The organism is Streptomyces mangrovisoli (assembly GCF_000974985.2).
Classification (GTDB): Bacteria; Actinomycetota; Actinomycetes; order Streptomycetales; family Streptomycetaceae; genus Streptomyces; species Streptomyces mangrovisoli.
In genome coordinates this window covers 13,670-39,781 of record NZ_LAVA02000070.1, presented here as the reverse complement: position 1 = coordinate 39,781, position 26,112 = coordinate 13,670, and the positions used below count along the sequence as shown (strand labels likewise).

The following is a 26,112-nucleotide window of genomic DNA, read 5'->3' as shown; positions in this document are numbered from 1 at the left end:
CTACGGGGGCGGCGGATCCGCCCGTCCGTCTCAGGCCCTGGCAGAAGGCCCTAGTCGAAGGTCCCCGCCAGGTCGAACGCCCTCGCCAGATAGGGATTCGCGGTGGGCCGGGCGGGCAACCCCAGAAAGCCCATGGCCTTCTCCAGCGTCATCGCGTACGAGTCCACCGCCCGGCGCACGTTCGGGGCGTCGAGGCTCGCTCCGGTCACGAGGCGGTCCAGGTCGATGTAGGCGGAGCGGACGACCTCCAGGCCCCGGTAGACCGCCGAGTCGCGCCGCCAGGCCCGCGTGTGCCGGGCGGGCAGCAGGCGCTCCCAGCGCTGGAACATGCGGCGCTGGATCTCCGGCAGGGTCGGCGTGAGATGCATGTGCCGGACCATGTCGTAGAGCGGGTCACCGACCAGCGCCATCTCCCAGTCGATGATCGTCAGGGCCCGGGGGCCGCCACGGCGGACGAGGTTCCAGGGGTTGAGGTCGCCGTGGAGCAGCACGGGTACGCGTTCGCCGACGTGGTGTCCGGCGAGGATCTCGCGCAGGCGGTGGGCGTCCGGCAGCCCCAGGACGCGCGCGATCTGCTGAGAGTCCTTCGGCAGGTTCCTGACGAGGAGGACGAGCTGGCCACTGAGCCACTCGTAGAAGCCGCCCTCCCCCGCCGCCGGATCGATCTTCTTGTAATCGACGTCCGTCAGAGCGCACAGCTGGTCGACGAGGCTGTCGGCCTCGTGCGGCAGCAGGCCGTGGATGGGATGGCGCGGGGCGCCGTCGGCTCCGTTCGAACCGACGTAGGTGTGGATGGCGAAGGGCTCTTCCTCATGGCTCTCGCCCAGTGCCAGCACGCGGGGCGCGGCCACCGCGACCCCGGACTCCTCGATGGCGCGCAGCACGGCGTGCTCGCTCAGAAAACTGGGTTCACGCCTGCACACCGTCGCCACCCTGCGGCGCACCACCACGGGAAAGCCGACACCGGGCACCGACACCACGGAGTTCAGGTGGGCGGTTCCCATGAAGACCCTGCCGGCGGGAGCCCTGCCCTCCTGCCGCAGCGCCGCGGTCACGGCCTCCTCGGGGAAGTCCGCGTGCACGCCGAGGCGCTTGTCCGGACTCCAGTCGAAGACCCGTTCCCCACAACTCCCGCTCCGGGTACGGTTCGACGCCCGCCACCGGAGCAGAGCGCCCTGGATCTCCCTGTCGCTCGGCAGCCGGCCGAGCCGCAACGGTTCCGCGGCGACGCGCAGCGCGCGCCGCACGGCAGCGGTCGCGTCGTCCAGGCTCTTCCGGTCGGACTTCGCCTCAAGGGTTCGGGCGGCCCGCATGATGTCCGGATAGACGGACTGCGCCCGCTCGAAGGCCACGTAGTGCCGCAGATCCTTGGCGAGGCCGTTCACCGCGGCCGGGCGGACCCGCGCCATGGCGACCCGCCACGCCTCGATCACCTCCGGCCACTGATGGGCCGGGTACTGCATGCGCACCAGATGGGTGGCCAAGTCGTGCAACGGGTCGCCGAACGTGGCCAGCTCCCAGTCGACGCAGATCAGGGGCGGGGCGCCCTCGTACGACATGATCAGGTTGTCGCGGTGCAGATCGGCGTGGAGCAGGCTGAAGGGCCGCCGGGACATGGGCGGTACCCGGTCGGCCAGCCGCAGAAGCGCGTCCTCCGGGATGCCGAGCGCGGCGAACAGGCCACCGAACGCATGCCAATTGGGCTGCCGCACCTGACGGTCGGCGAGCAGGGCCAGCATCCGCAGGAAGCCCTGGCTGTCCGTATGGTTGCCCGGCCATCCCTCCGGCAGAGCGGGAAGGGCTCTGAGGCGCACCCGGGTCATCTGCGCGAGCAGCTCCGCGAGCGCCTGCAGGATGAGGCTGTCGAGGGGCTTGCCGTTGCCGCACACGCTCGACAGCGGCACGCCCTCCACATAGCTGTGGACGGCGAAGCCCTCCCCCTCCAGAAGACACTCCGGGACATGGGGCAGCGCACCCCGCACGGCCCGCAGGATCTCCGCCTCCCGCCGCCAGGTCCTGATCACCACCGGCAGGGCGTCCGCGCGGGGGATCCGCACCGTCACCCGCGTACCTGGCTCCCGGCCCACGAGTGCGGCCGCGGCCTCCGTCAGGGAGACGACGTGGTTGCGGTTGTGGTAACCGCTGGTCGCCGGAAACGACTTGGCGACTTGAAGAAACGCCAGGCCGGCGTCGGGTGGTGCAACAGGGGCAAGTTCCCCGATCACGTCGTCCCGGGAAACAGGAGGTGCGCCCACTGGCCGCTCCGGAGTTTTTCCATCACGAGGATGGGTAAGTGAACGTCAGTTCTCTGATCAGTTTTACTCCGGGCAGCCAAAGGCGCACTGGAGTGAGCTGAACGGGTGATCGCCACTCCGAGCGCCGGGCCGCACGGCAGTGGCCGTTCGGCGTTTCCCGAACAGGAACTCTCACTCGCACGGTTCGCGTGGAATCCGCGCATCCTAGCGCACGGCGGGTCCCTCTTCGGGCACTCCGAGGCGATCCCATACGGACTCGTACCAGGACCTCATGCTGGCCCCGAAACGACTGGGTGCCACCTGCGGGTTTCCGGGCTCACCAAATTGGGTGAGAGTCGCTTCGAAACCCAGTACGTCAAGCGCCGTCACATCGCCGTCGTCCAGCTCTATGTCGCGCTCGACCACCTCGTACGGCCCCATCACGGCCACCGTCCGGTTGAAGACGTAGAGCTTGAAGGTGGGTGTCAGCTTCACCCGGCGGATCTGGACGTCGACGTCCGGCACCAGCTTCTCGGCGCGCAGCGCGCGCAGGGACTGGTCGAGCAGGGACGTGTACTGCTTGGTGATGTCGTCGAGCCGGAACCGCAGGCGCTGGTCGTCCGGGCTGTCCTTCACGCTCGGATAGGGCAGGGGAATCCCCTCCGCGGGCAGCAGCATGCGCAGCGTGATGCTGCTGGGGTTGATCTGCCGTCGCCGGATGCGCAGGGCCTGCGCCTGGATCTGCCAGTGCAGGGTCTCCGACGTCAAGGTGTAGACGTCCAGGGACACTTCGGGCTGCTCGAACGCCCAGTCGAACACGGCCTCGATCGAATCGCCGACCGTCGCGCCGGTGACCTCCGCCCTCGACGGGGACGTCGTCGGACTCTTGACCACCCTCGATCCACTGCCCCGGCGGGACTCGATCCAGCGCTCGGCCGCCAGGATCTTCAGCGCGCGCTGCAAGGTGACGCGGCTGACCCCGAGCGCGTCCGACAGTTCGCGCTGCGCCGGCAGATGGGTGCCGACGGGGTAGACGCCCCGGCCGATGCGGTCCAGCAGCTCTCGGGCGACCCTCTCGAACTCCTTGACGCCGCTGCCGTCACCCGCCTGCTGTTCGTTCACATGACGACCGTACCTGGCACAGCCCACCCGCAAACCAATTCCGGTCAACCAGGCCAGCGATAAAACCAATTGGTTAAGGGATCTTCCCCTCCGGGCAGACCAACCATGAGGCAAGTAGGCCAATTGGACAGCTAGTTGGAGACCTCACCGAATCGGGAAGGAGGTGGACCGGCATGAACGGCACGTCACGGCCTGGTCCGCACAGCGGTCAGCACCGGCTCCAGCGAACCCACGACATCCACGGCCCCGGCTTCCCGAAGCAGCTTCTCCTTGCGCGGATTACGCGCGTAGCCCAGGAACGGGACGCCGGCCTGTTCCGCCGCATGAAAGTCCGAAGGCGTGTCGCCGATCATCAGTGCGTCCTTCGGGGACGAACCCAGGCCCCGCAAAGCGCGGTTGAGGCAGTGCGGGTCCGGCTTGAGCAGGTGGAGATCCTTGGTCCGGCCGTAGATGTGCGGGGCGAAGTGGTCCAGCAGGTCCCGGCCGGCGAGGTACTTCCGCACCACCGACGGCGAGTTGTTCGTGGTGATCGCCATCCGAGGGCCCAGCGTCGACCAGGTACGGATCAGCACGTCGGCGTACCCGGTGGGCATGGCCGTGGGAACCGCCTTCAGTTCATGGGTGGTGAGACGTTCCTCCAGCTCCGCGACCAGGTCGCTGCCGGGATGCCGGCGATCCACGGCGCGCAGCACGAAGTGCGGGTCCAGGGAAGCTCGTTCGTCCTCCGTGAGCAGGTCGTGCAGGCCCTGCGCGCCGAGCCAGCCGATCAGCTCGTCGGCCACGGTCGTCGCCGAATGCCGCGCGAACAGCGAGCAGATCGGCCCGTCGAAGTCCCAGAGGATCACCCGTGCACGTGAGCTCAGTTCCCGCAGGGTCTCCCCCTCCGTCGCCGCCCGTTCAGTCTGCCTCGCATCAGAAGTCACTAGGAAAGTGTCAGGTCCGTCGTGATGGTTTCCCAGAGGGCGTCGAACCACTTCTGGGATTCGTCGATGAAGGAAGTGTCCCGCTGACCGGAACGTCGCTCGAAGGAGAAGAGGAGGGACTCGGTGCCCAGGGTGTCGTACATGTCGAGCGTTCCGGCGTCCGTCGTCTCCTCTCGTCTCGCGATCATGTAGTACGCCATCAGCGCCTCCGTACCGTTGAGCAGGTACAGCTTCACCGGTGGCGTGAACGGCAGAGCCCGGAAGGTGACACGGACGTCGATGCCGTGAGAACTGCGCAGCGCCTGAAGATTGTGCCGGAGAACGTGGCCTTGGGCGTTGCGCTGATACAGCCAGCGGCGGTGGACCGGGTCGTCGTCGGTGCGGCCCTCGACCGGGACCGGGAAGGCGAGGTTGATGTCCCGGGACGGCAGGAGGATGCGGACGTCGATCGAGTCGGGGCGCAGCCGGCCCTCGTGGATCAGGCGGATCGGCTCGGCGAGGGCGAGCATCAGGGTCTCCGCCGTCAGGCACGCGGCGTCGATGCGGACGTGCGGGGCGGCGAACGCCTCCGTCAGGCGGGGGGCCAGGCCGACCATCGTCGGCTGTGGCTCGTCGCGGACGCGCGGGGGTTCCGCGATGCGCGGCGGGCTGCCCTTGCTGACGTTGCTCAGCAGGCCGTCCTCGTGGAGCACGCGCAGCGCCTGGCGCACGGCGCCGCGCTCCACGCCGAACTCGTCCGCGAGTTCGGCCTGGGTGGGCAGGCGGTCTCCCACCTTGAGGTCCCCGGCGCGGATGCGTTCCCGCAGGGTGTCGGCGATCTCCTGGGGCGTGAGCCTTCTGCTGCCGTTCACTGCCACGTTCTCCTGGGTCACGACCAAAAACTACAACTCTGATCCATCTATGTGGAGTTGTTTGAGAGTTGTTTATGAGTAGTAGCCAAGTGGGGACAACATAGTCAGAGTTGGTTACCAACTTGAGTTAGTTGGCGGAAGTTTTGCTTCCTGGTTCCTAGTTCGCCGCACACGGCCCACAGCTCCTCGCTCCACCCCCCACCCCGTCCCGCCCGGCAGCCAGAAGGGGGAATCCACCGTGCCTGCTGTCCTCGCCATCCTCTCCGCCGTTCTCCAGAGCGGCTTCGAGCAGACCGTCCAGTGGAAGTACGGCGCCGCCGGCCTCATCGGCCTTCTCCTGTTCACCATCGGCATCAAGGCCCGGAACTCGGCCGTGGCCTCCGTCGGTGCCGTCCTGCTCACCTGCGTGGTCGCGGGGCCGGCCCTGTGACCGGCCCGCCGGACCGGCTTTCAGCCGGTCAGGACCAGGTCGGTGCTGATCGTGCGCCACAGCGCGTCGAACCAGAGCTGCGACTGCTCCACGAACGTGGTGTCCCGCAGCCCCGTCCCCTGCTCGAACGGGAACAGCACCGACCGCGTGCCCTCGGCGTCGTACATCTCCAGGTGCTCCTCGTCGACCTCCGCCGCGCGCCGGCTCACGGTGTAGTAGGCGAACAGCGCCTCCGCCCCGTTGAGCAGGTACAGCTTCACCGGCGGGGTGAACGGCAGGGCGCGGAAGGAGACATGGACGTCGATGCCGTGGGTCGAGCGCAGGGCCAGCAGGTTGTGCCGCAGCACCTGGCCCTGTGCGTTGCGCTGGGCCACCCAGCGGCGGTGCAGCGCGTCCGCCGCCGAGGCGTGCACGGGGGACGGGAAGGCGAGCGGGATGTCGTTGCTCGGCAGCAGCACCCGGACGTCGATCTTGGCCGGTTTCAGCTGCCCGGCGTGGATCCGGCCGAGTGGTTCGCCGAGGGCGAGGTTCAGGGAGATCGCGGTCAGGCTGAGCGCCTCGATCTCGACGTGCGGTGCGGCGAACGCCTGCGCTATCCGCGGTGCGAGCGCCACCGTGGTGGGCAGCGGCGGAGCCTGCGGACCGCTCGCGACCGGACGCAGGCCCAGGTCAGGGGCGACCGTCGCCGGGCTGCCCTTGGACACGCCGGTCAGCAGGCGCTCGGCCTGGAGGATGCGCAGCGCCTGCCGTACGGCGCCGCGCTCCACCCCGAACTCGTCGGCCAGCTTGGCCTGCGTGGGCATGCGCTCGCCCGGCCGCAGCACTCCGGACCTGATCCGGGTGCGCAGCTCGTCGGCCACCTCGCGATGTGACCGCGGTGACCGAAGTGACTGGTGTGGCCTCTGCCGTCCATTGACGGGGGCGGGTTCCCGGTCCACATACAAACCCTACAACTTCCCGCCATCTTTGGGCAGTTAACGGGAAGGTGGTTATGCAGCTCCCCCAAGTGGGATAACCACAGTGAAGTTGGCTGCCAACTCGCACAACATGGTCAGAGCCGCAGGGCGTTGGCCACCAGGGTGACAGTCAGGGACGCCGTCCCGAAGGGGGAACGCCATGCCGCTCATCGCCATCGCTCTCGCGGCCCTCGCCGTCGGCTTCGAAGAGCTCGTCCAGTGGAAGTACGGCGTGATGGGCATCGTCGCCCTCGTCACGCTGACGGTCGGCTACCGGGCCAAGAGCGTCGCGATCGGCGGCATCGGGGCGGTCATCCTCGTGATGCTGCTCTCCCAGCCCGGCTGAGCCGGGCCCCGGATCCGGCTGGCCAAGCTCCCTTCCGGAGGGGAGCCGGGAGCTCGGTCACGTCCGTACGGCACAGCCACAACTCCACATCGACAACTGAACAGTTGCGGCCACGGCCGCAACGCCGGCACAGCCACAACTTCACAGACATCGCTTCACAGACACAGCTCGCTACGGATATCGAGCGTCACCCGCATCGCCGTCAGGGAGGAGCCTCAGAACAGGTCCGGGCACCAAGGCCGCCTGGACGTGCGCAGCAGGGCGTCGGCCGACCGGGCGGCGCCCGCTCGTTCTTCACGGATCCGGCCCAGCGCCGCGAGGCGCACGGCCGACTCGTCACCGAGCCACAGCGACGACAGCGCGCCGGCCTCCACCGTGAGGTCGGCGTCGTGCGTGGTCGTGCGGGTGCAGGTGGCGCCCTCCGGGCCGGCCTCCAGGCGGTAGCGGCCGCCCACCAGGTCGTCGGTGACCTCCAGGACCAGCGCGCCCTCGGTGTCGTACGTCCGCGCCTCCAGGGCCGCCACGACGTCCAGGATCCGGATCCACAGCCAGTCCGTCAGCGAGGTCAGCTCCGCGGCGCGGGCGTCGGGGAAGAGGTGCGGGAGCAGGTCGTCGGGGGCGCGACGGCCGGACTTCACCTCGGTGATCCAGTCGATGGAGCACAGGAAGTGCCACAGGGCGCGCTCGGCCGCGGGGGTCGACGCCAGCAGCCAGTCGACCTCGGCGGTGTCGTGGGGCTGGTTGCTGCGCCACTCGCTCTTCGCCTTGTACGACACCAGGCCCTGCACCTCGCCGTCCGCCGAGCGGTAGGCGGCGTAGTACGGCTCCGTCCACGACGGGGAGAACCGCACCAGGCCGGTGAGGCTGTGCCAGTTGAGCTCGGTGCGGCTGACCATGCCGGGCTGCTGCCTGCGGACGCGGTCGTGGAGTTCGGGGCCGAGCTTGCGGACGTCCTCGCCGTCGACGAGGTCGATGCGGCCGCCGCCCTCCGGGGCCGACCAGCGGAGGTCCAGGCCGGTGCGCGGGACCCGGACCGTCCACAGGGCGCTGTGGGTGCCGGCACCGAAGCCGTAGCGGCCGTAGATCGGGTACTCGGCGGCGATCAGCGTGGCCACGACGTCGCCGCGTTCCTTCGCCGCCGCGAGGTCCATGCCCATCATGCGGGTGAGCAGGCCGCGGCGGCGGTGGGTCGGCGACACGGTGACGTTCGAGATCGCGTCCGCCTGCACCGGGGCCCCGCCCACGGCGGTGACCTCCTGGTCGAAGCTGCGGAAGGTCGCCACGCAGCGGGACCCGTCGAAGGCGCCGAGCAGCCGCCCGGGGACGAACAGCGCGCGGCGCGGCTCCAGGACCTCCTCCGTCACCGCGGGATCGTCCAGGAAGCCGACTCTCATGGCGCGGTGCCAGTCGGCGAGTTCGGACTCCGTGATGGGCCGGATGTCGAGGTCGGTGGTACCGGTCGCACGGGCGGCTTCGCTGGTCATGGGGCCACGGTAGGTCGGCGTACCGCCGGGTGTCCTCACATTTTCGTACGGCTGCGACGTTCGCTGCACGCGGTCACGGCCGCCGCCTCCGTGAGGCCTGGGTCGCCGTCTCCATGAGGCCTCGGACGCCGTCTCCGTGAGGCCTCGGACGCCGCCTCCGTGCGGCCTCGGTCGCTGCTTTCCTACGGCCCCCGCCCGCCGCCTTCCCACGGCCAGGGGTCTCCCCCGGCGCTCAGAACGCCGCCCGGATCCGCCCCACCTCCCGGCCGCCCCCGAGCAGCGGCGCACGGCCCACGCGGTCCAGTACCGGGGAGTCGACCCCCGCGAGGGAGAGCGCGCGGGCCAGGACCGGGCCGAGGGCGCGGGTCGCGCCGTCCTCGACCTTGAGGGCCAGGGCGCGGCCGTCGGGCAGGGCCACCGCCTGGACCGCCTCGGCGCCGGTCTTGGACAGCGCGCCGGGGACCTCGCGCATCAGCCAGGTGTCGTGGCGGCGGGTGCCGGCGACGTACTCGGGGTGGGCGCGCATGGCGTCCGCGACCCGGCGCGGCACGCTGCCCGGGTCGGCGAGGACGTACGAGCGGAAGGCGCGGGCCAGGCCGGTCAGGCTGATCGCGAGGAGGGGCGCGCCGCAGCCGTCCGTTCCCACGGCGGCCACCGGCTCGCCCGCCGACTCCTCCACAACCCTGTGGATGAGCCGCTGGAGCGGGTGGCCCGGGTCCAGGTAGCTGTCCAGCGGCCAGCCGCGCCGGGCGCTCGCCGCCAGCATCGCGGTGTGCTTGCCGGAGCAGTTCATCGCCAGCCGGTCGCGGGCGGCGCCGGAACTCAGGCACGCCTCGCGTTCCTGCGGGTCGAGCGGCAGATCGGGCGGGCACTTCAGGTGCTCGGGGGTGAGGCCGTGCTCGGCGAGCATCTGGGCCACCAGCCTGCGGTGGAACGTTTCGCCGGAGTGGCTCGCGGCGGCCAGTGCCAGCCGCTCCCCCGAGAGGTCGAGCCCGGCCCGCACCACGCCCGCCGCCTGCATCGGCTTGTTGGCGGAGCGCGGGAAGACGGGGGTGGTCACGTCGCCGAGGGCCAGTTCCACCGTGCCGTCCGGCGCGAGCAGCACCAGGCTCCCGCGGTGCCGCCCCTCGACGAACCCGGACCGGACGACCTCGGCCAGCACGGGAGGCGCTGCCGCGGGCTCGGCGGACCCGGGGAGCTCGAGGATCCCGGCGGTCCCGGGAAGCCCGGGAAGCCCGGGAAGCCCGGCGACCCCGGGAGGTCCGGCGAGCCCGGGAGGTCCGGCTGGTTCGGAGGGCTCGGTGGGCGTCGACGACATGGGCTGGGGCCCTCCAAGGCAGGCAGGCCGGACCGTCACGGGCCGGGGTACGTCAGGACGCCCGCCGACCCGAACCCGGGACCCCGGGCAGGGAGCCGAACCCGTGCCCCGGAGCCAGACCGCGAACCCGGACCCCGAGCCGGGACCCCGAGCCGGAGACCCCGGAACCGGAGCCGAACCCGGGACCCCGAGCCGGAGACCCAGGAACCGGAGCCGAACCCGGACCGGACCCAGGACCCGAACCCGGCCCCGCGCCTCACATCAGCAAGTCGTCCACCTGTGCTTCGCCCTCACGGTAGCGTCGCGCGATCTCCGTCGTGCAGTCGTCCGTGGTGAGCTGGAGCTCCTGGCGGCGGCGCGAGACCTGCTGCTCGTAGCGGACGAGGCGGCCCATCGCCGTGTTCAGCTCCAGGTCGGTGCGGGCCGCGAGGTCGGAGAGTTCGACCTCGGCGAGCATGTCCGCCGCCAGCTGCCGGTACTCCTCGTTGTGCGGCGTGCCCAGCGTGACGTGCCGGGCCGACGAACGGTGCCGGGCCGGCGCGTCCCTGAGGATCTCCGGCAGGCGGTCCACGACGGGGAGGCGGTCGGCCTGCGGCGCCTCGGCCGGGCGCGGCACCGCGGCGGGGCCCCGGCGGGACAGCTCCGCGCGCAGGATGTCGATCCGGCCCTGGAGCAGCCGCCGCACATAGCTGAGGTCGGCCTCGTCGCGCTGCGCGTCCCGGCGCAGGGTGCGCAGCTCCGGCAGGCTGAGCAGGGCCACGTCGCGGACGGGCGGCGCCTCCGGCGGCGTGGGGCTGCCGGCGCGCTGCGTGGGCGGGCGGTGCAGGTCCAGCCGCCCGGTACTCGGTGTGCTCATGTGCCTCAACCGTCCCCTCGACCGCGTTGGGAAGCATCGTGCCACCCCAAGTGGCCACAATGTGACCGAGTGCCCCCGAACGGCCCCACATGGGGGGTTAAGGAACAAAAACAGTCCCCCTGCGAACGCGGGTGCGGCACCCGGCATCATGGTCCGCATGCGTGCAGTGGTGCAGAGGGTCGACGGCGCGAGCGTCGTCGTGGACGGCGAGACGGTCGGCTCCATCGAGGGCGAGGGCCTGTGCGTCCTGGTGGGCGTGACCCATGACGACACCAAGGAGAAGGCCGCCCAGTTGGCCCGGAAGCTGTGGTCGCTGCGGATGCTGCACGAGGAGCGGTCGTGCAGCGACATCGACGCGCCGCTGCTGGTCGTCAGCCAGTTCACGCTGTACGGCGACGCGCGCAAGGGCCGCCGCCCCACCTGGAACGCCGCCGCGCCGGGCGATGTCGCCGAGCCGCTGGTGGAGGAGGTCGTGGCGCAGCTGCGCGCGCTGGGCGCGACGGTGGCGACGGGCCGCTTCGGCGCGCAGATGCGCGTCTCGCTCACCAACGACGGCCCGTTCACGGTCCTGCTGGAGATGTGAGCCCGCTCCCGGCCCGCTCCCGGCCACCCAGTCCGTTCCCGGCCACCCACCGCACCCGAGGCCGCGGCTACAGCTACGCCCACGGCTACGGCTACGGCTACGGCTACGGCTCTACGACGACCTCCTGCGCCGCCGCCGTCGTACCGGCGACCAGCGGCGCGTCCACGGGCACGTTCCGCTTCACCAGGGCCAGGGCGACCGGCCCCAGCTCGTGGTGGCGTACCGACGACGTGATGAAGCCGATCCGGCGCCCGTCGGGCTCCTCCGTGGCGAGGCGCAGCTCCGTGCCGGGGGCCGGCAGATGCACCTCGCTGCCGTCGAGGTGCAGGAAGACCAGGCGGCGCGGGGGCTTGCCCAGGTTCTGCACCCGGGCGACGGTCTCCTGGCCCCGGTAGCAGCCCTTCTGGAGATGGACGGCGGTGCCGATCCAGCCCAGCTCGTGCGGGATGGTGCGGTGGTCGGTCTCGAAGCCGAGCCGCGGGCGGTGCTGTTCGACGCGCAGGGCCTCGTGGGCGAGGATGCCGGCCGGCGGGCCCGCCTGCGCCGCGAAGGACTCCAGGTCCGCGCGCGGCAGGAACAGGTCGCGGCCGTACGCCGTCTGCCGTACGACGGCGCCCTCGGGGGCCTCGGCGATGGAGCCGGCCGGCAGGTGCACGACGGCGAAGTCGTCGGTGCGGTCGGCCACCTCGACCCGGTAGAAGAACTTCATCGACTCCAGGTACGCGACCAGCTCGTCCTGGGTGCCGGGCTCGACGTGCGCCCAGGTGGTGGTGCCGTCGTCCACGAGGTACAGCGCGTGCTCGATGTGCCCGTGCGCGGACAGGATCAGCGCCTCGGTGGCCTCGCCCACCGGCAGGCCGCTCACATGCTGGGTGAGCAGCAGATGCAGCCAGCCGAGCCGGTCGGCACCGGTGACCGCGACGACCCCGCGGTGCGAGAGGTCGACGAATCCGTTTCCGTCGGCGAGGGCGCGCTGCTCACGGAACAGGTCGCCGTAGTGCGCGGCGACACCTTCGTCCGCTCCCTCGGCGGGGACGGCGCCGGGCAGGGACAGCAGAGGGCTCTTCATACGCGTAAGCCTACGACTCGGTAATTGAAGTCTTGGCAGTCGAGCTGCCGGTGGCCGCACTGTCGGCCGTCGAGCTGCCGGTGGCCGCGCTGTCGGCCGTCCTGCGCTTCGCGGCGCAGTCCCGGCAGCGGCCGAAGATCGCGAAGTGCTTCATGTCGGTCTCGAAACCGAAGGCGCCGCGGAGCTTGGCGGTGAACTCGGACGCCACGTCGATGTCGGCCTCGATGACGTTCTCGCAGTCGCGGCAGACCAGGTGGATGTGGTGGTGCCGGTCGGCGAGATGGTAGGTCGGGGCGCCGTGGCCGAGGTGGGCGTGGCTGACCAGGCCGAGCTCCTCCAGCAGCTCCAGGGTGCGGTAGACCGTGGAGATGTTGACCCCCGACGCCGTCCTCCTCACTTCCACGAGGATGTCGTCGGGGGTCGCGTGCTCAAGGGTGTCCACGGCTTCGAGCACGAGTTGCCGCTGCGGCGTCAGCCGGTAGCCGCGCTGCCTGAGGTCGCTCTTCCAATCGGTGCTCACCACACCGGAAAGTCTAGGACTACTTGAAGAAGGCGATCCCGTCGTCCGGCATGTCGTCGGGCAGGGCCTTGGCCCAGCGCTCGACCTCCTCCGGGGTGACGACCTTCTTCAGGTGCGCCGACATGTAGGGGCGGAGCTCGACCTCGGGGGTCTGCTTCTCGCCGACCCACATCAGGTCGCTCTTGACGTAGCCGTACAGGCGCTTGCCGCCGGTGTACGGGCTGGACGCGGCGGTCCGCGCGACGGCGTCCGTCACCACGTCGATCTGCGGCTTCTTGTCGGCCATCTCGCCGTACCAGATCTCGATGACGCCGTCGTCGCGGGTCATCGTGATCTCGACCTTGCGGTCGGCGTCGATGCGCCAGAAACCGGACTCCGTCTCCAGGGGGCGGACCTTGTTGCCCTCCTGGTCGAGCACCCAGGTGCGGGAGTGGTACTCCAGGAAGTCACGGCCGTCGTGGGTGAAGGTGACCTCCTGCCCGAAGTTGCACTTCTCGGAGCCGGGGAAGTCGTGCACGCCCGCGCCCGCCCAGGTGCCGAGCAGGAAGGCGAGGGGGACCAGGTCCTTGTGGAGGTCGGAAGGGATCTCGATCATGGCGACGGTTTCCTAGGTCTGGGTCAGCGCTGGCCCTGGTACAGCTTCTTCACGGTCAGCCCCGCGAAGGCGAGAACGCCGACGCAGACGAGGACCAGCAGGGTTTCGAAGAAGATCTCCACGGGGTTGCTCCTTGCTGAGCGGTGCGGTACGTACACGGGACCGGGCCCCAGCTTACGCGGCTGGGGCCCGGGTCACTTGGCGAGGTGCACCCCCGCGCGGGCTCAGGACAGCAGCTCGCTCTGGAGGGTCACCGTCTGCTCGAAGGGCACGGCGAGCGCCTCGCCCTTGCGGGACTGCAGGACGATCGCCACCGTGTCCCCCGCCGACAGATACGCCTGGCGGACCTGCTCGGCGCCGTAGGGCTTCTGCTCGACGTACGGGTTCACCACGAGGTCCGCGACCTGGGCCTTCTCCGGGAAGACCTCGTCGCGTGCGGACGTGCCCTCGCCGGTGATCGGGTACACCGGCTCCGAGTAGCCCGTGATCTCCTTCGACATCATGTCGTCGGCGAGCGCGGCGGTGTCGAACTGGAGCAGGTAGATCCGGGTGCGGGTGCCGTCGGGCATGGTCCAGCCGCGGGCCGCGATGTGGCGCAGGCCGTAGTCGGTGAGCTTGCCGCCAAGGGCCTCGCGGTCGGTCTTCGACGCGTACTCGGCGAGCAGGATCTTGCGATCCAGCCAGCCGTCGTCGCCGGCGAGCGTCTTGTCTGCCTTGGCGCCCTTCGGCGCGGGCAGCACCAGCTTGCGCAGGTCGGCGTAGTGGGCGCCGGCCGTGTTGCTCTTGACCAGCGGACCGGGGCTGCCGGAGGGCAGCGGCGGCTTGACGAGGGTGGGGTAGTCCCAGCGCCCGTCGGACTGCGTCGCGAGTCCGGGGACGTCGGTGCGGTCCATGCGCGTGATGCCGTACGCCGTCCCGGCGCCCGCCACGGCGAACACCACGACGGCGGCGCTCCACCGCAGAACGGCGCGGAGCACGCGCCGGTCCTTCTTCACGGGGGCCACGGTTGCCACGGGGGCCACCGGGACGAGGGGCGGGGCGTCGGGGAGGGGCGGGAGGACCACGGCGGGGTCGGGGGCGGTGGCCTCGGGGGCGGTGGCCTCGGGGACGATGGCCTCGGAGGCGGTGGCCTCGGGCGACTCCGCCTCCGCTTCCGTCTTCGACTCCGCTTCCGTCTTCGCCTCCGCCGCCGGGCTGACCGCTTCGGCCGGCTCCGGGGTCTCCGGGGTCGCCTCGACCGCCACGGCCTCGGCCGGCTCCGGGGCCTCCGGCTGCGTCTCGGTCTGCTCGGTGGTGCTCTGTTCGGTCGTCATACCGCCTTCCCCGGGTCCTTGATGCGCTCCAGCTGCTGCTGGAGCAGCTGAGCGACCTCCTTCGTCTGCAACGGCTTGGCACCGGTGGCGTGCAGGGTGACCGCGACGTCGCCCTGCACGGCGGAGCAGTACATCCCGTCGAGCTTCTCCTTCGCGTCCTTCGACGGCAGGAAGCACTTGGCGTGCGGGAAGCCCTTGATGGCGGGGCCCTTGCGGAAGACGCCCAGCTCGGTGAGGAACTCGCTGTACTCCGTCGAGTTCCGCGCGTCGGGCATCTCGGCCAGCTCGATGTTCAGGACGGTGTCGGTGTCCGACGTGGCGTCGACGTCGACGGCCTTCCTGACGTAGCTGCGCATCGCGATGCCCTTGATGTGCTCGTCGTCGATGGCCTTCTCCAGCTGCTTGCGCTGGGTCCGGGGCAGGTCCTTCAGCGCCTGCTTGCTCAGCTCGGTGGCCTGCCGCCCGGTGAGGTCCACCTCGGCACCGAACTGGTCCAGGTCCGGGCCGCGGTTCCAGTCGTCGGTGCCGAAGGGCACGAGCGCGCCGAGCAGGCCCTTGGCGTCGGCCTTCTTGGCCGTGGTGTCCTTGGCCTGCTTCGGCAGCTTCCAGACGGGGGCGCCGGCGTCGACGTCGGCGCTCCGCACGGTGTCGACCGTGTAGCCGACGCCGCCAGCGACGGCGCCGAGCACGACGACGGACGCGGCGATCGCGACGATCCGGCGCGCGCCCAGCCGACGGCGCGGCTTGCCGGGCTCCTCGGCGGGCGCCTCCGCGGACACCTCGGCCAGCTCCTCCGCAGGCGCCTCCGCGAGGCCCTCCGCAGGCACCTCGGCGGGCTCCTCGGCCGTGGCCGGCTCCTTCATCAGGGAGATTTCCTCGACCGCCGCCGCCGAAGGCTCCTGCGGCGGCGCCCCGCTCTCCTCGTTCTCGATGTGCTCGGTCACAGCCGCTCCATCTGCCGCTCGGCCAGGTCCATGATCTTGTTCTTGGGGACCGGCTTGGTGTCGGTGATCCAGATCTCCATCGAGATGTCACCGCGCCAGGCGTGCGCCTCGGCCTGGTACTCCGGCAGGTAACCCGCCTCGGTGTGGGGCTTGTGGTGGACGTACGCCTGACCGTCACCGGTGCCGGGGACGGACCAGCTGTCGGTGCTGCCCTCCTGCTCGGCCCAGTAGTAGTCGTTGTTGCTGTAGTCGGCCGCCTGGACCGCCTCGTCCTGGTGGAACTGGACCAGCCGGATCTCGACCGCGTAGTGGCCGATCGTCCACGTGGCGACGGCGGCCCGACGGAAGTCGTGGTCGACCATGTCGTGGTAGCCGCGGGCCGGCTTTTCGTAGGTCTCCGCGATGGCGTCGAGGCTGTACCAGCCGTCGTCGCCGATGCTGACCGGCCAGTCCCGGGCCCCCGACGGCCGCTTCAGCAGCAGTTTGCGCAGGTCGCCGTCGGTCTTGACCTGGCGGTCCTGCGCGGCGGACAGCGGCTCGGGGCCGGCGCCCTTCGCCTGGGCGAGCACCGGCTGGGAGAGCGACGGCAGCCGGGTGGGCTCGCGGTCGGCCTGGATCAGAAAGCCCGTGCAGGTTCCCGCCACCACGCCGAGAGCGGCGGCGCCGGCGATGAGCAGCGTGGTCCGCCCCCGGCGCCGGGGGCGAGGTGCCTCGCCGGACGCCCCGGGAGCCTCGGGGGCCGTGGTGTCGGCGCCGACCGCGCCGGTCGACTCTTCGCCCCCTTCCGGGCGTTCGGCATCTTCCGGTACTTCCGATACTTCCAAGACGTCCCCCCACAGAAGGTGAAGCGCGGATTCCATATCCGCGCTTCACAGCAGACCCATGGGTAACGCATGTAGTTGTAAGCGAGTTGATTACGATTCAGCCATGGCGAAGAAACTCGTGATCAAGGTGACCGCGGGGGCCGACGCCCCCGAACGCTGCTCGCAGGCGTTCACGGTCGCGGCGGTGGCCGTGGCCAGCGGAGTCGACGTGTCCCTGTGGCTGACCGGCGAGTCCGCGTGGTTCGCGCTGCCGGGGCGGGCCGCGGAATTCGAGCTGCCGCACGCGGCCCCGCTGCCCGACCTGATCGCCTCGCTCCTCGCGGGCGGCCGGCTGACGCTGTGCACGCAGTGCGCGGCCCGCCGCGAGATCACGGAGAAGGACGTCATCGAGGGCGTACGGATCGCGGGGGCGCAGGTGTTCGTGCAGGAGGCCCTGGCCGACGACACCCAGGCTCTCGTCTACTGACCCGGCTCGCCCACTGCCCCGGCCCGGCCGGTCCGCCGGGCCGCCCCGCTCACTGACGCGGACGCTTCTTGCCGTCCAGCTCGTCCCACCACTCGTCGGACTGGCGGTCCCCGGAGGGGTCGTCCCACCAGCGGTCCTCCGGGCCCCGCCGGTTCGCGACCATCGCGGCCACCGGCGGGATCAGCATCGCGGCCACGCACATGCCCACGGCGGCCGGTACCGACCAGAGCCGGACGACCGCCCAGGCCAGCACGAACAGCACGATGCAGACACTCATCATGCCGAAGTACACGTGACGCCGTCGTGCGTACATAGCTCCAGGGTAGGTCCGCCGCGGCGGTCCGCAGCCGGACGTGCGAAGGGACCGCATCCGGCGAGGATGCGGTCCCTTCACGCACTGCCCTGCGCCTCGGCGCCCGGTCCCCGTACGACCGTGCGCTCCGGCGTCCCGGTCGGTCAGACCGCGATCGCGACCTCCGCGAGACCGCCCTGCTGGGCGACGACCGTGCGGTCGGCGGTGGCGCCGGGGACGAGGGCGCGGAGAGTCCAGGTGCCCTCGGCCGCGTAGAAGCGGAACTGGCCCGTGGCGGAGGTCGGGACCTCCGCGGTGAACTCGCCGGTCGAGTCCAGCAGGCGCACGTAGCCCACCACCGGCTCGCCGTCGCGGGTCACCTGGCCCTGGATCGTGGTCTCACCGGGCTTGATCGTCGAGGCGTCCGGGCCGCCGGCCTTCGCTCCACACATGTCGTACTCCTGAAGAGAGGGTCTTGAAAGGTCGGTCGGGGGTCGTTACTTGCCGGCGCCGAGCTCGATCGGCACGCCGACGAGGCTGCCGTACTCGGTCCAGGAGCCGTCGTAGTTCTTGACGTTCTCCACGCCGAGCAGCTCGTGCAGGACGAACCAGGTCAGCGCGGAGCGCTCACCGATGCGGCAGTAGGCGATGGTGTCCTTGGCCAGGTCCACGTTCTCGTCGGCGTAGAGCTCCTTGAGCTCGTCGTCCGACTTGAAGGTGCCGTCGTCGTTGGCGTTCTTCGACCACGGGATGTTCTTGGCGGACGGCACGTGGCCGGGGCGCTGCGACTGCTCCTGCGGCAGGTGCGCGGGGGCGAGCAGCTTGCCGGAGAACTCGTCGGGCGAGCGGACGTCGACCAGGTTGTACGAGCCGATGGCCGCCACGACGTCGTCGCGGAAGGCGCGGATCGCGGTGTTCTGCGGCTTGGCCGAGTACGTGGTCTCCGCGCGGGCCGGGACCTCCTCGACCAGCTCGCGGGCGTCCAGCTCCCACTTCTTGCGTCCGCCGTCGAGCAGCTTGACGTTCTCGTGGCCGTAGAGCTTGAAGTACCAGTAGGCGTACGACGCGAACCAGTTGTTGTTGCCGCCGTAGAGGATCACCAGGGTGTCGTTGGCAATGCCCTTGGCCGACAGGAGCTTCTCGAAGCCCTCCTGGTCGACGAAGTCACGGCGGACCGGGTCCTGGAGGTCCTTGGTCCAGTCGATCCGGATGGCGTTGCGGATGTGGTTCTTCTCGTAGGCGGACGTGTCCTCGTCCACCTCGACAATGGCGACGGACGGGTCGTCCAGGTGCTCCTGGACCCAGTCGGCGTCTACGAGGACGTCGCTGCGGCTCATGCTCTTTCTCCTCCGGGGCAGGTGCGGCGGGGCGTGCAAGTGCGAGGGGGCGCGGCTCACCGGACGGGAGCGACGCGCAAGGGTGCCCTGGTCGGGGCGGCTGGGGTGCGCGGAGAACAGCGCTTCGGCGCTTCCGCTCAGCAGGGGCGACAGAGCATGGCGGCAACGCGGCACAGGTCCACTGCCCGCCGCTTCGTGAGATCCGCCTGTCGCTTCATGCCGTCGATCGTAAGGACGGAAAGGCGGGCATGTCACCGGTGTGTCGCATGATGAGACGCGATCGTCCGTACTGTGGGACGGATGACGGGTCGGGGCCGTCCCCGCACGGCCGTCGGGCCGGTGCGGGGGTCTCGGCATCTGCGGTACGGACGGGCGCGTCTCGCCTTTCGGACGCGTCATCCGTGTCCACGGCGTCTCCCCGGCCACCCGGCCTCGGTCTCGGGCCCTGCTCCCGGCCCTGACCCCGGTCCCGGCCCGCCTACCCGCCTACCCCGCCAGCTCCACGTGCGAACCCCGCACCGTGATCCGTACGCCGTCCTTCGCGGCCCGGACCGTGTCCAGCTTGATCCCGCCGGGCAGCTGTCCGACGGTCTGGCGGAAGTCGGTGACGCTGCGCACCTTGGACTCGGCGAAGTCGACGACCGCCTTGGGCAGGGAGTCCGCGTGCACCTGGATCCGGTCGTCGTCGACGGTCACCGAGCTGAGCACGGAGACGGTCTGGGTGCCGAGCGGCGTCTTGAGGTTCACGGCGACCTTGATCTTGCCGTTGCCGCCGTCGGAGAGCCCGGTCACCAGGGCGGTCACGCCCGGGATGATGTCCGTGGTCTTGAACTGCGCGGCCTTCATCAGCTCGGCGTAGGAGATGAGGGCGCTGCCGGTGGCGGTGCTCGCGGTCGCGGAGCTGTAGTCGCCGGAGAAGTCGACGCCCTTCATGTCGGCCTGGAGGTCGTCGATGCGGATCGTGCGGCCGCTCTGGCCGGTGGCCGCCTCGTAGTCCTTGATGCCGACGTGGACGTCGTCGAGCGAGCCGGAGGCGACCTGGGTGAGGAAGGGGAAGCCCTCGATGGACACGTCGGGGGTGTCCGCGAGGTTCTGGGTCGCCTTGAGCTTGTCGGCGGCCTCGCCCTCCGCGAAGTGCACCGCGACCCGGTCCACCAGCACGAACAGCCCGCCCAGGATCACCACCACGATCAGGAGTATTCGTAAGGCGCGCATGCTCGTTCCCCCACCCTCGGCGGTCCGCTCGGCGACGGTCACCGGGAGCGGTCGGAGTCGACGGCCACCGGGGACGGTCCTGACGACCGGGTGGCCGCCGAGCGCGAGCGTAATCCTTCACGCGCCGGCGGCCCGGGGATTGTTGATCACCTGTGACACGAGGTCAGGTTCAGCCCATGGCCCGGCCGATGAGCCAGACCACGGGCGCGGACGCCGCCAGCGGCAGCGCCACACCCGCCGTGAAGTGCACGAAGCGGGAGGGGTAGTCGTAGGCGGCGACCCGGTGGCCGATCAGGGCGGCGACCGCGGCGGCGGCGCCCAGCAACGCGCCCCCGGAGCCGAGCCCGGTCATCCCGCCGACCGCGATGCCCGCGCCGGCGGCGGCCAGCAGCGACACCGCCACGGAGGCCGGGGTCGGCAGCGGCAGCGCGCGGGCCAGGACGGCGACGGCCACCGCGGCGGCGCCCGTCGTCACCGCGTCCGGGTCGGCCGCGAGGAAGCCGCCCGCGACGATCGCCAGCGCCGAGGAGGCGACGGTCGCCATCAGGCCGTACATCCGGGTGTCGGGGTCGGCGTGCGAGCGCAGCTGGAGGATCAGGCAGAGCAGCACCCACACGCCCAGCGTGCCGAGGATCGCGGCGGGGCCGTTCCCGCGTCCGGCGGCGAGCAGCGCCACGTCCGCGACGAGCGCGCCGAGGAAGGCGAGCGCGATGCCCTGGCGGGCCGGCCACATGCCGTTCAGCCGGAACCAGCCGGCCGCCGTGACGCCCTGGAGCGCCACCAGCGGCACGAGCAGCGCGTAGCTGCCGACGGCGGCCGTGCCCGACAGCAGCAGGCCGAGCAGGGCGGTCAGCGCGGCCGGCTGCATACCGGGGTCGATGATCGGGGAGCGGCCCTCCAGCCGGGCGCGCTGCGCGTCGGTGATCCTGCTGTTGCCGGCCAGGGTCGCGGGCCCGTAGGCGGGTCCGGGCGAGCCGTCCGCGGCGGCGGGGGCCGGCTGCGGCGCGGCCCCCGGCGACAGGAAGGGGTCCTGGGCGGCCTGCTGCACGAAGGAGTCCCGGGCCGGCGGCTGCGCGAAGGGTTCCTGGACCGGCGGCTGCGCGAAGGGTTCCTGGACCGGCGGCTGTGCGAAGGGTTCCTGGACCGCCCCGTGCGCGAACGGGTCCTGCGGAGCCTGCTGGGCGAACGGGTCCTGCGGGTCCTGCTGCGCGAACGGGTCCTGGTAGGCGGGCGCCTGCCGGGCGGCGGCCCCCTGCGCCTGCTGGGCGTAGGGGTCCTGGTAGGCGGCCGGGGCCTGCCCGCCCGCCGCGTATCCGGCGTCCTGCGCCTGGGACCGACCCTGCGCGTATCCCTGCCCCGCGGGCGCGGGCGGCACCGGCGCGTGGGTCTGGGTCTCCCAGGTCTGGCCCTGCCACTGCTGGGTGTGCTGCAGCGGGTCGTCGTCGTAGGGCTGCCGTTGGGGCTGCTGACCGGGCCACGCCTGCGGCTGCGGCTCGGCGGCACGGCCGTGCGGGTCGTACCCCTCGTACGGCTGCTGGTACGGCTGCTGATCGGTCATCGGTGTGTCGTCACCCTCCTGCGAACGGCGGAAGCACCTCGACCGTGCCGCCCTCGGCCAGCCGTACCGTCTCATGATCCCGCATCCCGGCGGGGTCACCGTCGACCAGGAACGAGCAGCGCCGCAGGACGCGGGTCAGTTCGCCCGGGTGCCGCTCGCGCACGGCGTCGAGCGCCTCGGCGAGCGTCACCGCCTCGTACGACTCCTCCGCGACCTGGGCGGCAGCCTTGGCTGCGGCCCAGTAGCGCACCGTGACCTTGGGCATGTCGTCCCTCTGCTCGGGTTCGGCTGTGAACACGGTCAGGCTAGCCCGCCCGGGAAACGGTCCAGTCACCTATACGGCGGAGCAGGTCGTCGGGGGCCGCGTGCTCGGCGTGGCCCATGCCGTGCTCCAGCCACAGCTCTCCGTGCTCCCCCGCGGCGGCGGCCAGCATCCGGGGGTGGTCGAGGGGGAAGTAGCCGTCGCGGTCGCCGTGCACGATCAGCAGCGGGGCGGGTGCGATCCGCGGCACCGCCTCGACCGGGGAGAGCGGCACGGGCGCCCATTCGCGGTGGTGGATGCGGGTGCGGAAGCCGTAGCGGCCGACCAGCCGGCCGGCCGGGCGGGTCACCAGCCAGTGCAGCCGGCGCATGGGCGCGGTGCCCCGGTAGTACCAGCGGGCCGGGGAACTGACCGAGACCACCGCGTCGACGCCCTGGTGGAGCGCCGCGTGGCGCAGCACCACCGAGCCGCCCATGGAGAAGCCGACGGTCGCCACCCGCGCGTGCCCGAGCTCGCGGGCCCAGCCGACCGCGGCGGCCAGGTCGAGGACCTCGCGGTCGCCGACGGTGGAGCGCCCGCCGGAGGCGCCGTGACCGCGGAAGGAGAAGGTCACGACGGCGCCGTGCCGGGCCAGCGCGTCCGCCACCCGGCGCACGTGCGGCCGGTCGACGTCGCCGGTGAAACCGTGCGCCACGACGAACACGAGGTCATCGGCAGGTGGCGCGGAGGCGTCGTATACGGCCGTCCCCGGGTTGTATACGGAATCGATCGTCACGCCGTCGACCGTGTGCAGAAACGTCCGCATAGATGTGCGTCTGCTCGTCTCATATGCCGGACCGATGGGGGATCGGGCCGTACGACCTGCCGGATCAATGCTCATGTGGGCTATTCTGCTGCGCAGAGGACCTGGGCATCGTTGCCCCCGGGTCCTTTTGTGCTTTCGGAAGCGTTGTATACGAAGCGGGAAACCGCCGGTGTACGGGGCCCCGGGATCGCAGAGCTGTGCCGAACCACCCACGTCCTCGCAGGGACCGAGGAGGAACCAGACGTATGAGTTCTCTGCTGCTCCTGACCAACGCCCTCCAGCCGTCGACGGAGGTGCTTCCCGCCCTCGGCCTGCTGCTGCACAACGTGCGGGTCGCCCCGGCGGAAGGACCGGCCCTCGTCGACACCCCCGGTGCCGACGTCATCCTCATCGACGGCCGCCGCGATCTGCCCCAGGTGCGCAGCCTGTGCCAGCTGCTGCGCTCCACGGGCCCCGGCTGCCCGCTCATCCTGGTCGTCACCGAGGGCGGCCTCGCCGCCGTCACCGCCGACTGGGGCATCGACGACGTCCTGCTGGACACGGCCGGCCCCGCCGAGGTGGAGGCCCGGCTGCGGCTGGCCATGGGCCGTCAGCAGATCGTCAACGACGACTCCCCCATGGAGATCCGCAACGGCGACCTCTCCGTCGACGAGGCGACCTACTCCGCCAAGCTCAAGGGCCGCGTGCTCGACCTCACCTTCAAGGAGTTCGAGCTGCTGAAGTACCTGGCGCAGCACCCGGGCCGGGTCTTCACCCGCGCCCAGCTGCTCCAGGAGGTCTGGGGCTACGACTACTTCGGCGGCACCCGGACGGTGGACGTGCACGTACGGCGGCTGCGCGCCAAGCTCGGCCCCGAGCACGAGTCGCTGATCGGGACCGTCCGGAACGTCGGTTATCGATTCGTTACGCCCGAGAAGGGCGGAGTCTCCACGGACGAGGCGAAGGCCAGGGCTGACCGGGCAAAGGCGGGCGAGGCGGACACCGTGCCCGCACTGGAGGAGACCGAGGTCCCCGCGGACGCATAGCCGTCGCTCGGGCAGGGCATTGCTTCCGCACAGAGATGCTGCGATACGCCCTGCCCAGCACGGATCTCTCCGCGTAGACTCCGCGCGTGGCCAAGGTGACTCGCGATGATGTGGCGCGGCTGGCAGGGACTTCGACTGCCGTCGTCAGCTATGTCATCAACAATGGACCCCGGCCGGTCGCCCCGGCCACGCGCGAGCGTGTCCTCGCCGCGATCAAGGAGCTGGGGTACCGGCCCGACCGGGTCGCCCAGGCCATGGCCTCGCGGCGGACGGATCTCATAGGCCTGATCGTGCCCGACGCCCGCCAGCCCTTCTTCGGGGAGATGGCCCACGCGGTCGAGCAGGCCGCCTCCGAGCGCGGGAAGATGGTGCTGGTCGGCAACTCCGACTACATCGGCGAGCGCGAGGTCCACTATCTGCGCGCGTTCCTCGGCATGCGGGTCTCCGGCCTGATCCTCGTCTCGCACGCGCTGAACGACCTGGCCGCCGCCGAGATCGAGGCCTGGGACGCCCGGGTGGTGCTGCTGCACGAGCGCCCGGAGGCCATCGACGACGTCGCCGTCGTCACCGACGACCTCGGGGGCGCCCAGCTCGCGGTGCGCCACCTCCTGGAGCACGGCTACGAGTACGTCGCCTGCATGGGCGGCACCGCCGAGACGCCCTCCGTCGGCGACCCCGTCTCCGACCACGTCGAGGGCTGGCGGCGCGCGCTGAGCGAGGCGGGCATCAGCTCCGAGGGCCGGCTGTTCGAGGCGCCGTACAACCGCTACGACGCCTATCAGATAGCGCTGGAGCTGCTCGCCGGGCCCGACCGCCCGCCGGCCGTCTTCTGCTCCACCGACGACCAGGCGATCGGCGTGCTGCGGGCCGCCCGCGAGCTGCGCATCGACGTGCCGGGCGAACTGGCGGTCATCGGCTTCGACGACATCAAGGAGGCGGCGCTCGCCGACCCGCCTCTGACAACGATCGCATCGGACCGCTCCGCGATGGCGCGGGCCGCGGTGGACCTGGTGCTGGACGACGGCCTGCGGGTCGCGGGCTCGCGCCGCGAACGCCTGAAGGTCTTCCCCTCCCGCCTGGTGCTGCGGCGGTCCTGCGGCTGCGAGTGAGGGCTCGCTGAAGGCGCGGCCGCGCGTGTGAGGGCTTCCTGAGAGGCCCCGCTCACCTGCGAGAAGCGCCTTTATATCGGGCATACGAGGTTCTGCCGGGCTTCTCAGCGCGCACTCAGGAAGCTCTCATGGTCGCGGGACAAGCTCAATGTCATGACCGAGAGCTTCCGCCGCAGCGGCGAGTACGACTACACGGGTGACGCCCAGCACCAGAACGCGTACGCCCAGCAGCAGCACGCTTCCACCCCCGTGGACCCGGAGTGGCCGCCGCCGCCGGCGCACGGTCCCGCTCAGCCGGTCACCGTCGAGCCCGGCACCACGGTCTGGCCGTCCCAGCCCCCCGCCGTCGCCCCGGAGGCCGCCTTCGGCCACGGCGGCTACGGCGGCCACGGCGGCTACGGGGACGCGGGCCACGGCGGTTACGGCGGCGGTCACGACGGGAACGGCGGCAACACCGCCCTGCTCCCCACCGCGACCGCCCCCGAGCCGAAGAAGCGCACCCGCGGCCCGCTCGCCCTGCTCGCCGCGGTGGCGATCGTCGCCGCGGCCGTGGGCGGCGGAACGGCGTACGCCTTCCAGGAGCTGACCGGCAAGGACACCGTCGCCACCAGCTCCACCACGACCAACGTGGTGCCCTCCAGCAAGAAGGGCGACGTCGCCACGATCGCCGCCGCGGTCAGCCCGAGCGTCGTCGAGGTCAACGCGACCCTCTCCAACGGCACCTCCACCGGCTCCGGAGTGATCATCACCTCCGGCGGCGAGATCATCACCAACAACCACGTGATCTCCGGCGCCCAGTCGATCAAGGTGAAGACCAGCGACGGCAAGTCCTACACCGCCGACGTCGTCGGCACCGACAGCAAGAAGGACCTCGCGCTGATCAAGCTGGAGGGCGCCTCCGGCCTCAAGGCCGCCACCCTCGGCGACTCCTCCGGCGTGCAGGTCGGCGACCAGGTCGTCGCGATCGGCTCCCCCGAGGGCCTGACCGGGACCGTCACCAGCGGCATCGTCTCCGCCCTCAACCGTGACGTGACCGTCTCCACCGACGAGAACCAGGGCCAGAACCAGGGCGGCGACGGCAACTGGCCGTTCCAGTTCGGCGGCCAGCAGTTCAACGGCGACACCGGCTCGTCCACGACGACGTACAAGGCGCTCCAGACCGACGCGTCCCTCAACCCGGGCAACTCCGGCGGCGCGCTGATCGACGCCGGCGGCAACATCATCGGCATCAACTCCGCGATGTACTCGGCCAGCTCGGACTCCTCCCAGCAGTCCTCCTCGGACGCGGGCAGCGTCGGCCTCGGCTTCGCCATCCCGATCAACACCGTCAAGTCCGACCTGGCCAGCCTCCGGTCGGGCGCGAACAACTGAAGCCACCCCCCACCGGCCGCGCAGGCCCCGTACGCAGGGAGTACGTCATGATCCACCAGGTGTCCCACCAGGCGGCCGGCACCGGCCCGACCGATGTCCGGCTCGCCCTCGAGGTGGCGTACGCCCTGCACCCGCCGGTGCCGCGGGCCCCGGAGGTCGCGGCCCCCGCCGCCTCGGCGAACCGGGCCGCGGGCCGCCGCACCACCGCCCGCCGGCGCCGTACTCCCGTTCGCGGCTGACCCCGCACCGTCCCTCCTCACGCACCAGCCGGGAAACATGCGAGGCTGAAGCGTTGCAGCCCCTG

The 26,112-nt window shown here is 71.2% G+C and carries 30 protein-coding genes; 8 read left to right on the top strand and 22 right to left on the bottom strand.

The features are described from left to right. Positions 1 to 50 precede the first annotated feature (50 nt). The 4 genes from WN71_RS26925 to WN71_RS26910 all read right to left on the bottom strand — a co-directional run bounded on the left by WN71_RS26925 (position 51) and on the right by WN71_RS26910 (position 5,157). Positions 51 to 2,255 (bottom strand): phosphotransferase, encoded by a 2,205-nt coding sequence (locus tag WN71_RS26925; RefSeq protein WP_079178141.1) that lies wholly within the window; start codon positions 2,253 to 2,255, stop codon positions 51 to 53. 204 nt (positions 2,256 to 2,459) lie between these two features. After that, on the bottom strand, positions 2,460 to 3,356 hold the full coding sequence (locus tag WN71_RS26920) for a winged helix-turn-helix domain-containing protein (RefSeq protein WP_046591473.1): 897 nt from the start codon (positions 3,354 to 3,356) through the stop codon (positions 2,460 to 2,462). A 185-nt stretch (positions 3,357 to 3,541) separates the two neighbouring features. Further along, on the bottom strand, positions 3,542 to 4,330 hold the full coding sequence (locus WN71_RS26915; protein WP_079178140.1) for an HAD family hydrolase: 789 nt from the start codon (positions 4,328 to 4,330) through the stop codon (positions 3,542 to 3,544). Beyond that, positions 4,279 to 5,157: a GntR family transcriptional regulator gene (locus tag WN71_RS26910; RefSeq protein WP_079178139.1), complete on the bottom strand. Its 879-nt coding sequence runs from the start codon at positions 5,155 to 5,157 to the stop codon at positions 4,279 to 4,281. Before WN71_RS26910 ends, WN71_RS26915 begins: the two co-directional genes overlap by 52 nt. A 211-nt stretch (positions 5,158 to 5,368) precedes the next feature. Here WN71_RS26910 and WN71_RS26905 point away from each other — a divergent pair, with 211 nt between their 5' ends. After that, on the top strand, positions 5,369 to 5,560 hold the full coding sequence (locus WN71_RS26905; protein ID WP_046591470.1) for a hypothetical protein: 192 nt from the start codon (positions 5,369 to 5,371) through the stop codon (positions 5,558 to 5,560). Positions 5,561 to 5,580: 20 nt separating this feature from the next. Here the strand turns inward: WN71_RS26905 and WN71_RS26900 are convergent, their stop codons facing one another. Next, positions 5,581 to 6,504, bottom strand: coding sequence for a winged helix-turn-helix domain-containing protein (locus WN71_RS26900; RefSeq protein WP_079178138.1), 924 nt, complete (start codon positions 6,502 to 6,504; stop codon positions 5,581 to 5,583). Positions 6,505 to 6,676: 172 nt separating this feature from the next. Between WN71_RS26900 and WN71_RS26895 the strand changes: the two genes are divergently transcribed. After that, the gene (locus WN71_RS26895) at positions 6,677 to 6,862 is read left to right on the top strand and encodes a hypothetical protein (protein ID WP_046591468.1); all 186 of its coding nucleotides are present in this window, start codon (positions 6,677 to 6,679) and stop codon (positions 6,860 to 6,862) included. A 215-nt stretch (positions 6,863 to 7,077) separates the two neighbouring features. Here WN71_RS26895 and WN71_RS26890 read toward each other — a convergent pair whose 3' ends face one another. The 3 genes from WN71_RS26890 to WN71_RS26880 form a co-directional block, all read right to left on the bottom strand. Then, positions 7,078 to 8,346: a GNAT family N-acetyltransferase gene (locus WN71_RS26890; RefSeq protein ID WP_046591467.1), complete on the bottom strand. Its 1,269-nt coding sequence runs from the start codon at positions 8,344 to 8,346 to the stop codon at positions 7,078 to 7,080. Positions 8,347 to 8,578: 232 nt separating this feature from the next. Continuing rightward, on the bottom strand, positions 8,579 to 9,664 hold the full coding sequence (locus WN71_RS26885) for an asparaginase (RefSeq protein WP_079178137.1): 1,086 nt from the start codon (positions 9,662 to 9,664) through the stop codon (positions 8,579 to 8,581). Between the two features lie 256 nt (positions 9,665 to 9,920). Beyond that, on the bottom strand, positions 9,921 to 10,520 hold the full coding sequence (locus tag WN71_RS26880) for an RsiG family protein (RefSeq protein ID WP_046591466.1): 600 nt from the start codon (positions 10,518 to 10,520) through the stop codon (positions 9,921 to 9,923). Between the two features lie 157 nt (positions 10,521 to 10,677). On the opposite strand from WN71_RS26880, the gene dtd reads away from it, so the two are divergent. Beyond that, the gene (dtd, locus tag WN71_RS26875; RefSeq protein WP_046591486.1) at positions 10,678 to 11,103 is read left to right on the top strand and encodes a D-aminoacyl-tRNA deacylase; all 426 of its coding nucleotides are present in this window, start codon (positions 10,678 to 10,680) and stop codon (positions 11,101 to 11,103) included. Positions 11,104 to 11,206: 103 nt separating this feature from the next. Here dtd and ygfZ read toward each other — a convergent pair whose 3' ends face one another. The 6 genes from ygfZ to WN71_RS26845 form a co-directional block, all read right to left on the bottom strand. Next, positions 11,207 to 12,172 carry a CAF17-like 4Fe-4S cluster assembly/insertion protein YgfZ gene (gene ygfZ / locus WN71_RS26870; protein WP_046591465.1) on the bottom strand — a complete coding sequence of 322 codons (966 nt, stop codon included), beginning with the start codon at positions 12,170 to 12,172 and terminating at the stop codon, positions 11,207 to 11,209. Positions 12,173 to 12,182: 10 nt separating this feature from the next. Further along, positions 12,183 to 12,695: a Fur family transcriptional regulator gene (locus WN71_RS26865; RefSeq protein ID WP_046591464.1), complete on the bottom strand. Its 513-nt coding sequence runs from the start codon at positions 12,693 to 12,695 to the stop codon at positions 12,183 to 12,185. Positions 12,696 to 12,711: 16 nt separating this feature from the next. Then, positions 12,712 to 13,287 (bottom strand): heme-binding beta-barrel domain-containing protein, encoded by a 576-nt coding sequence (locus WN71_RS26860; protein WP_046591463.1) that lies wholly within the window; start codon positions 13,285 to 13,287, stop codon positions 12,712 to 12,714. Positions 13,288 to 13,511: 224 nt separating this feature from the next. After that, a complete protein-coding gene (locus WN71_RS26855; RefSeq protein ID WP_420856532.1) occupies positions 13,512 to 14,351 on the bottom strand; it encodes a hypothetical protein in 840 nt (279 codons plus the stop codon). Between the two features lie 245 nt (positions 14,352 to 14,596). After that, positions 14,597 to 15,544, bottom strand: a complete 948-nt coding sequence (locus tag WN71_RS26850; RefSeq protein ID WP_240529776.1) for a hypothetical protein — start codon at positions 15,542 to 15,544, stop codon at positions 14,597 to 14,599. Continuing rightward, on the bottom strand, positions 15,541 to 16,368 hold the full coding sequence (locus WN71_RS26845) for a hypothetical protein (protein WP_240529775.1): 828 nt from the start codon (positions 16,366 to 16,368) through the stop codon (positions 15,541 to 15,543). Before WN71_RS26845 ends, WN71_RS26850 begins: the two co-directional genes overlap by 4 nt. Positions 16,369 to 16,471: 103 nt before the next feature. Here WN71_RS26845 and WN71_RS26840 point away from each other — a divergent pair, with 103 nt between their 5' ends. Beyond that, positions 16,472 to 16,834 carry a DsrE family protein gene (locus tag WN71_RS26840; RefSeq protein ID WP_046591462.1) on the top strand — a complete coding sequence of 121 codons (363 nt, stop codon included), beginning with the start codon at positions 16,472 to 16,474 and terminating at the stop codon, positions 16,832 to 16,834. A gap of 49 nt (positions 16,835 to 16,883) precedes the next feature. Here the strand turns inward: WN71_RS26840 and WN71_RS26835 are convergent, their stop codons facing one another. The 8 genes from WN71_RS26835 to WN71_RS26805 all read right to left on the bottom strand — a co-directional run bounded on the left by WN71_RS26835 (position 16,884) and on the right by WN71_RS26805 (position 22,378). Beyond that, positions 16,884 to 17,147, bottom strand: a complete 264-nt coding sequence (locus WN71_RS26835) for a DUF3099 domain-containing protein (RefSeq protein WP_046591461.1) — start codon at positions 17,145 to 17,147, stop codon at positions 16,884 to 16,886. Between the two features lie 143 nt (positions 17,148 to 17,290). After that, complete coding sequence (locus tag WN71_RS26830; protein WP_046591460.1) at positions 17,291 to 17,578, bottom strand: DUF1416 domain-containing protein; 288 nt, start codon at positions 17,576 to 17,578, stop codon at positions 17,291 to 17,293. A 45-nt stretch (positions 17,579 to 17,623) separates the two neighbouring features. Further along, complete coding sequence (locus WN71_RS26825) at positions 17,624 to 18,463, bottom strand: sulfurtransferase (RefSeq protein ID WP_046591459.1); 840 nt, start codon at positions 18,461 to 18,463, stop codon at positions 17,624 to 17,626. 137 nt (positions 18,464 to 18,600) lie between these two features. Next, a complete protein-coding gene (locus tag WN71_RS43505) occupies positions 18,601 to 18,681 on the bottom strand; it encodes a putative leader peptide (protein WP_373011276.1) in 81 nt (26 codons plus the stop codon). A 268-nt stretch (positions 18,682 to 18,949) separates the two neighbouring features. Continuing rightward, a complete protein-coding gene (locus WN71_RS26820) occupies positions 18,950 to 19,678 on the bottom strand; it encodes an LmeA family phospholipid-binding protein (protein WP_046591482.1) in 729 nt (242 codons plus the stop codon). A 169-nt stretch (positions 19,679 to 19,847) separates the two neighbouring features. After that, the gene (locus tag WN71_RS26815) at positions 19,848 to 21,236 is read right to left on the bottom strand and encodes a hypothetical protein (RefSeq protein ID WP_046591458.1); all 1,389 of its coding nucleotides are present in this window, start codon (positions 21,234 to 21,236) and stop codon (positions 19,848 to 19,850) included. A gap of 10 nt (positions 21,237 to 21,246) precedes the next feature. Then, entirely contained in the window at positions 21,247 to 21,501 is a 255-nt protein-coding gene (locus WN71_RS26810) for a MoaD/ThiS family protein (protein WP_046591457.1), read from the bottom strand. 40 nt (positions 21,502 to 21,541) lie between these two features. After that, positions 21,542 to 22,378: an alpha/beta hydrolase gene (locus WN71_RS26805; protein ID WP_046591456.1), complete on the bottom strand. Its 837-nt coding sequence runs from the start codon at positions 22,376 to 22,378 to the stop codon at positions 21,542 to 21,544. A gap of 170 nt (positions 22,379 to 22,548) precedes the next feature. On the opposite strand from WN71_RS26805, the gene WN71_RS26800 reads away from it, so the two are divergent. From WN71_RS26800 to WN71_RS26785, 4 genes are all read left to right on the top strand, one after another. Next, positions 22,549 to 23,328 (top strand): response regulator transcription factor, encoded by a 780-nt coding sequence (locus WN71_RS26800; protein ID WP_046591455.1) that lies wholly within the window; start codon positions 22,549 to 22,551, stop codon positions 23,326 to 23,328. Positions 23,329 to 23,414: 86 nt separating this feature from the next. Beyond that, on the top strand, positions 23,415 to 24,437 hold the full coding sequence (locus WN71_RS26795) for a LacI family DNA-binding transcriptional regulator (RefSeq protein WP_079178136.1): 1,023 nt from the start codon (positions 23,415 to 23,417) through the stop codon (positions 24,435 to 24,437). Between the two features lie 153 nt (positions 24,438 to 24,590). Then, complete coding sequence (locus tag WN71_RS26790) at positions 24,591 to 25,808, top strand: S1C family serine protease (protein WP_046591453.1); 1,218 nt, start codon at positions 24,591 to 24,593, stop codon at positions 25,806 to 25,808. Positions 25,809 to 25,855: 47 nt separating this feature from the next. Further along, complete coding sequence (locus WN71_RS26785; protein WP_046591452.1) at positions 25,856 to 26,047, top strand: hypothetical protein; 192 nt, start codon at positions 25,856 to 25,858, stop codon at positions 26,045 to 26,047. Positions 26,048 to 26,112 lie beyond the last annotated feature (65 nt).

What these genes read in the sequence shown, in the direction of transcription:
- WN71_RS26895 (WP_046591468.1), top strand. Translation starts at nt 6,677, where the DNA reads ATGCCGCTCATCGCCATCGCTCTCGCGGCCCTCGCCGTCGGCTTCGAA.
- WN71_RS26890 (WP_046591467.1), bottom strand. Translation starts at nt 8,346, where the DNA reads ATGACCAGCGAAGCCGCCCGTGCGACCGGTACCACCGACCTCGACATC.
- WN71_RS26885 (WP_079178137.1), bottom strand. Translation starts at nt 9,664, where the DNA reads ATGTCGTCGACGCCCACCGAGCCCTCCGAACCAGCCGGACCTCCCGGG.
- WN71_RS26880 (WP_046591466.1), bottom strand. Translation starts at nt 10,520, where the DNA reads ATGAGCACACCGAGTACCGGGCGGCTGGACCTGCACCGCCCGCCCACG.
- dtd (WP_046591486.1), top strand. Translation starts at nt 10,678, where the DNA reads ATGCGTGCAGTGGTGCAGAGGGTCGACGGCGCGAGCGTCGTCGTGGAC.
- ygfZ (WP_046591465.1), bottom strand. Translation starts at nt 12,172, where the DNA reads ATGAAGAGCCCTCTGCTGTCCCTGCCCGGCGCCGTCCCCGCCGAGGGA.
- WN71_RS26860 (WP_046591463.1), bottom strand. Translation starts at nt 13,287, where the DNA reads ATGATCGAGATCCCTTCCGACCTCCACAAGGACCTGGTCCCCCTCGCC.
- WN71_RS26840 (WP_046591462.1), top strand. Translation starts at nt 16,472, where the DNA reads ATGGCGAAGAAACTCGTGATCAAGGTGACCGCGGGGGCCGACGCCCCC.
- WN71_RS26835 (WP_046591461.1), bottom strand. Translation starts at nt 17,147, where the DNA reads ATGTACGCACGACGGCGTCACGTGTACTTCGGCATGATGAGTGTCTGC.
- WN71_RS26830 (WP_046591460.1), bottom strand. Translation starts at nt 17,578, where the DNA reads ATGTGTGGAGCGAAGGCCGGCGGCCCGGACGCCTCGACGATCAAGCCC.
- WN71_RS26825 (WP_046591459.1), bottom strand. Translation starts at nt 18,463, where the DNA reads ATGAGCCGCAGCGACGTCCTCGTAGACGCCGACTGGGTCCAGGAGCAC.
- WN71_RS43505 (WP_373011276.1), bottom strand. Translation starts at nt 18,681, where the DNA reads ATGAAGCGACAGGCGGATCTCACGAAGCGGCGGGCAGTGGACCTGTGC.
- WN71_RS26820 (WP_046591482.1), bottom strand. Translation starts at nt 19,678, where the DNA reads ATGCGCGCCTTACGAATACTCCTGATCGTGGTGGTGATCCTGGGCGGG.
- WN71_RS26815 (WP_046591458.1), bottom strand. Translation starts at nt 21,236, where the DNA reads ATGACCGATCAGCAGCCGTACCAGCAGCCGTACGAGGGGTACGACCCG.
- WN71_RS26810 (WP_046591457.1), bottom strand. Translation starts at nt 21,501, where the DNA reads ATGCCCAAGGTCACGGTGCGCTACTGGGCCGCAGCCAAGGCTGCCGCC.
- WN71_RS26805 (WP_046591456.1), bottom strand. Translation starts at nt 22,378, where the DNA reads ATGAGCATTGATCCGGCAGGTCGTACGGCCCGATCCCCCATCGGTCCG.
- WN71_RS26800 (WP_046591455.1), top strand. Translation starts at nt 22,549, where the DNA reads ATGAGTTCTCTGCTGCTCCTGACCAACGCCCTCCAGCCGTCGACGGAG.
- WN71_RS26790 (WP_046591453.1), top strand. Translation starts at nt 24,591, where the DNA reads ATGACCGAGAGCTTCCGCCGCAGCGGCGAGTACGACTACACGGGTGAC.
- WN71_RS26785 (WP_046591452.1), top strand. Translation starts at nt 25,856, where the DNA reads ATGATCCACCAGGTGTCCCACCAGGCGGCCGGCACCGGCCCGACCGAT.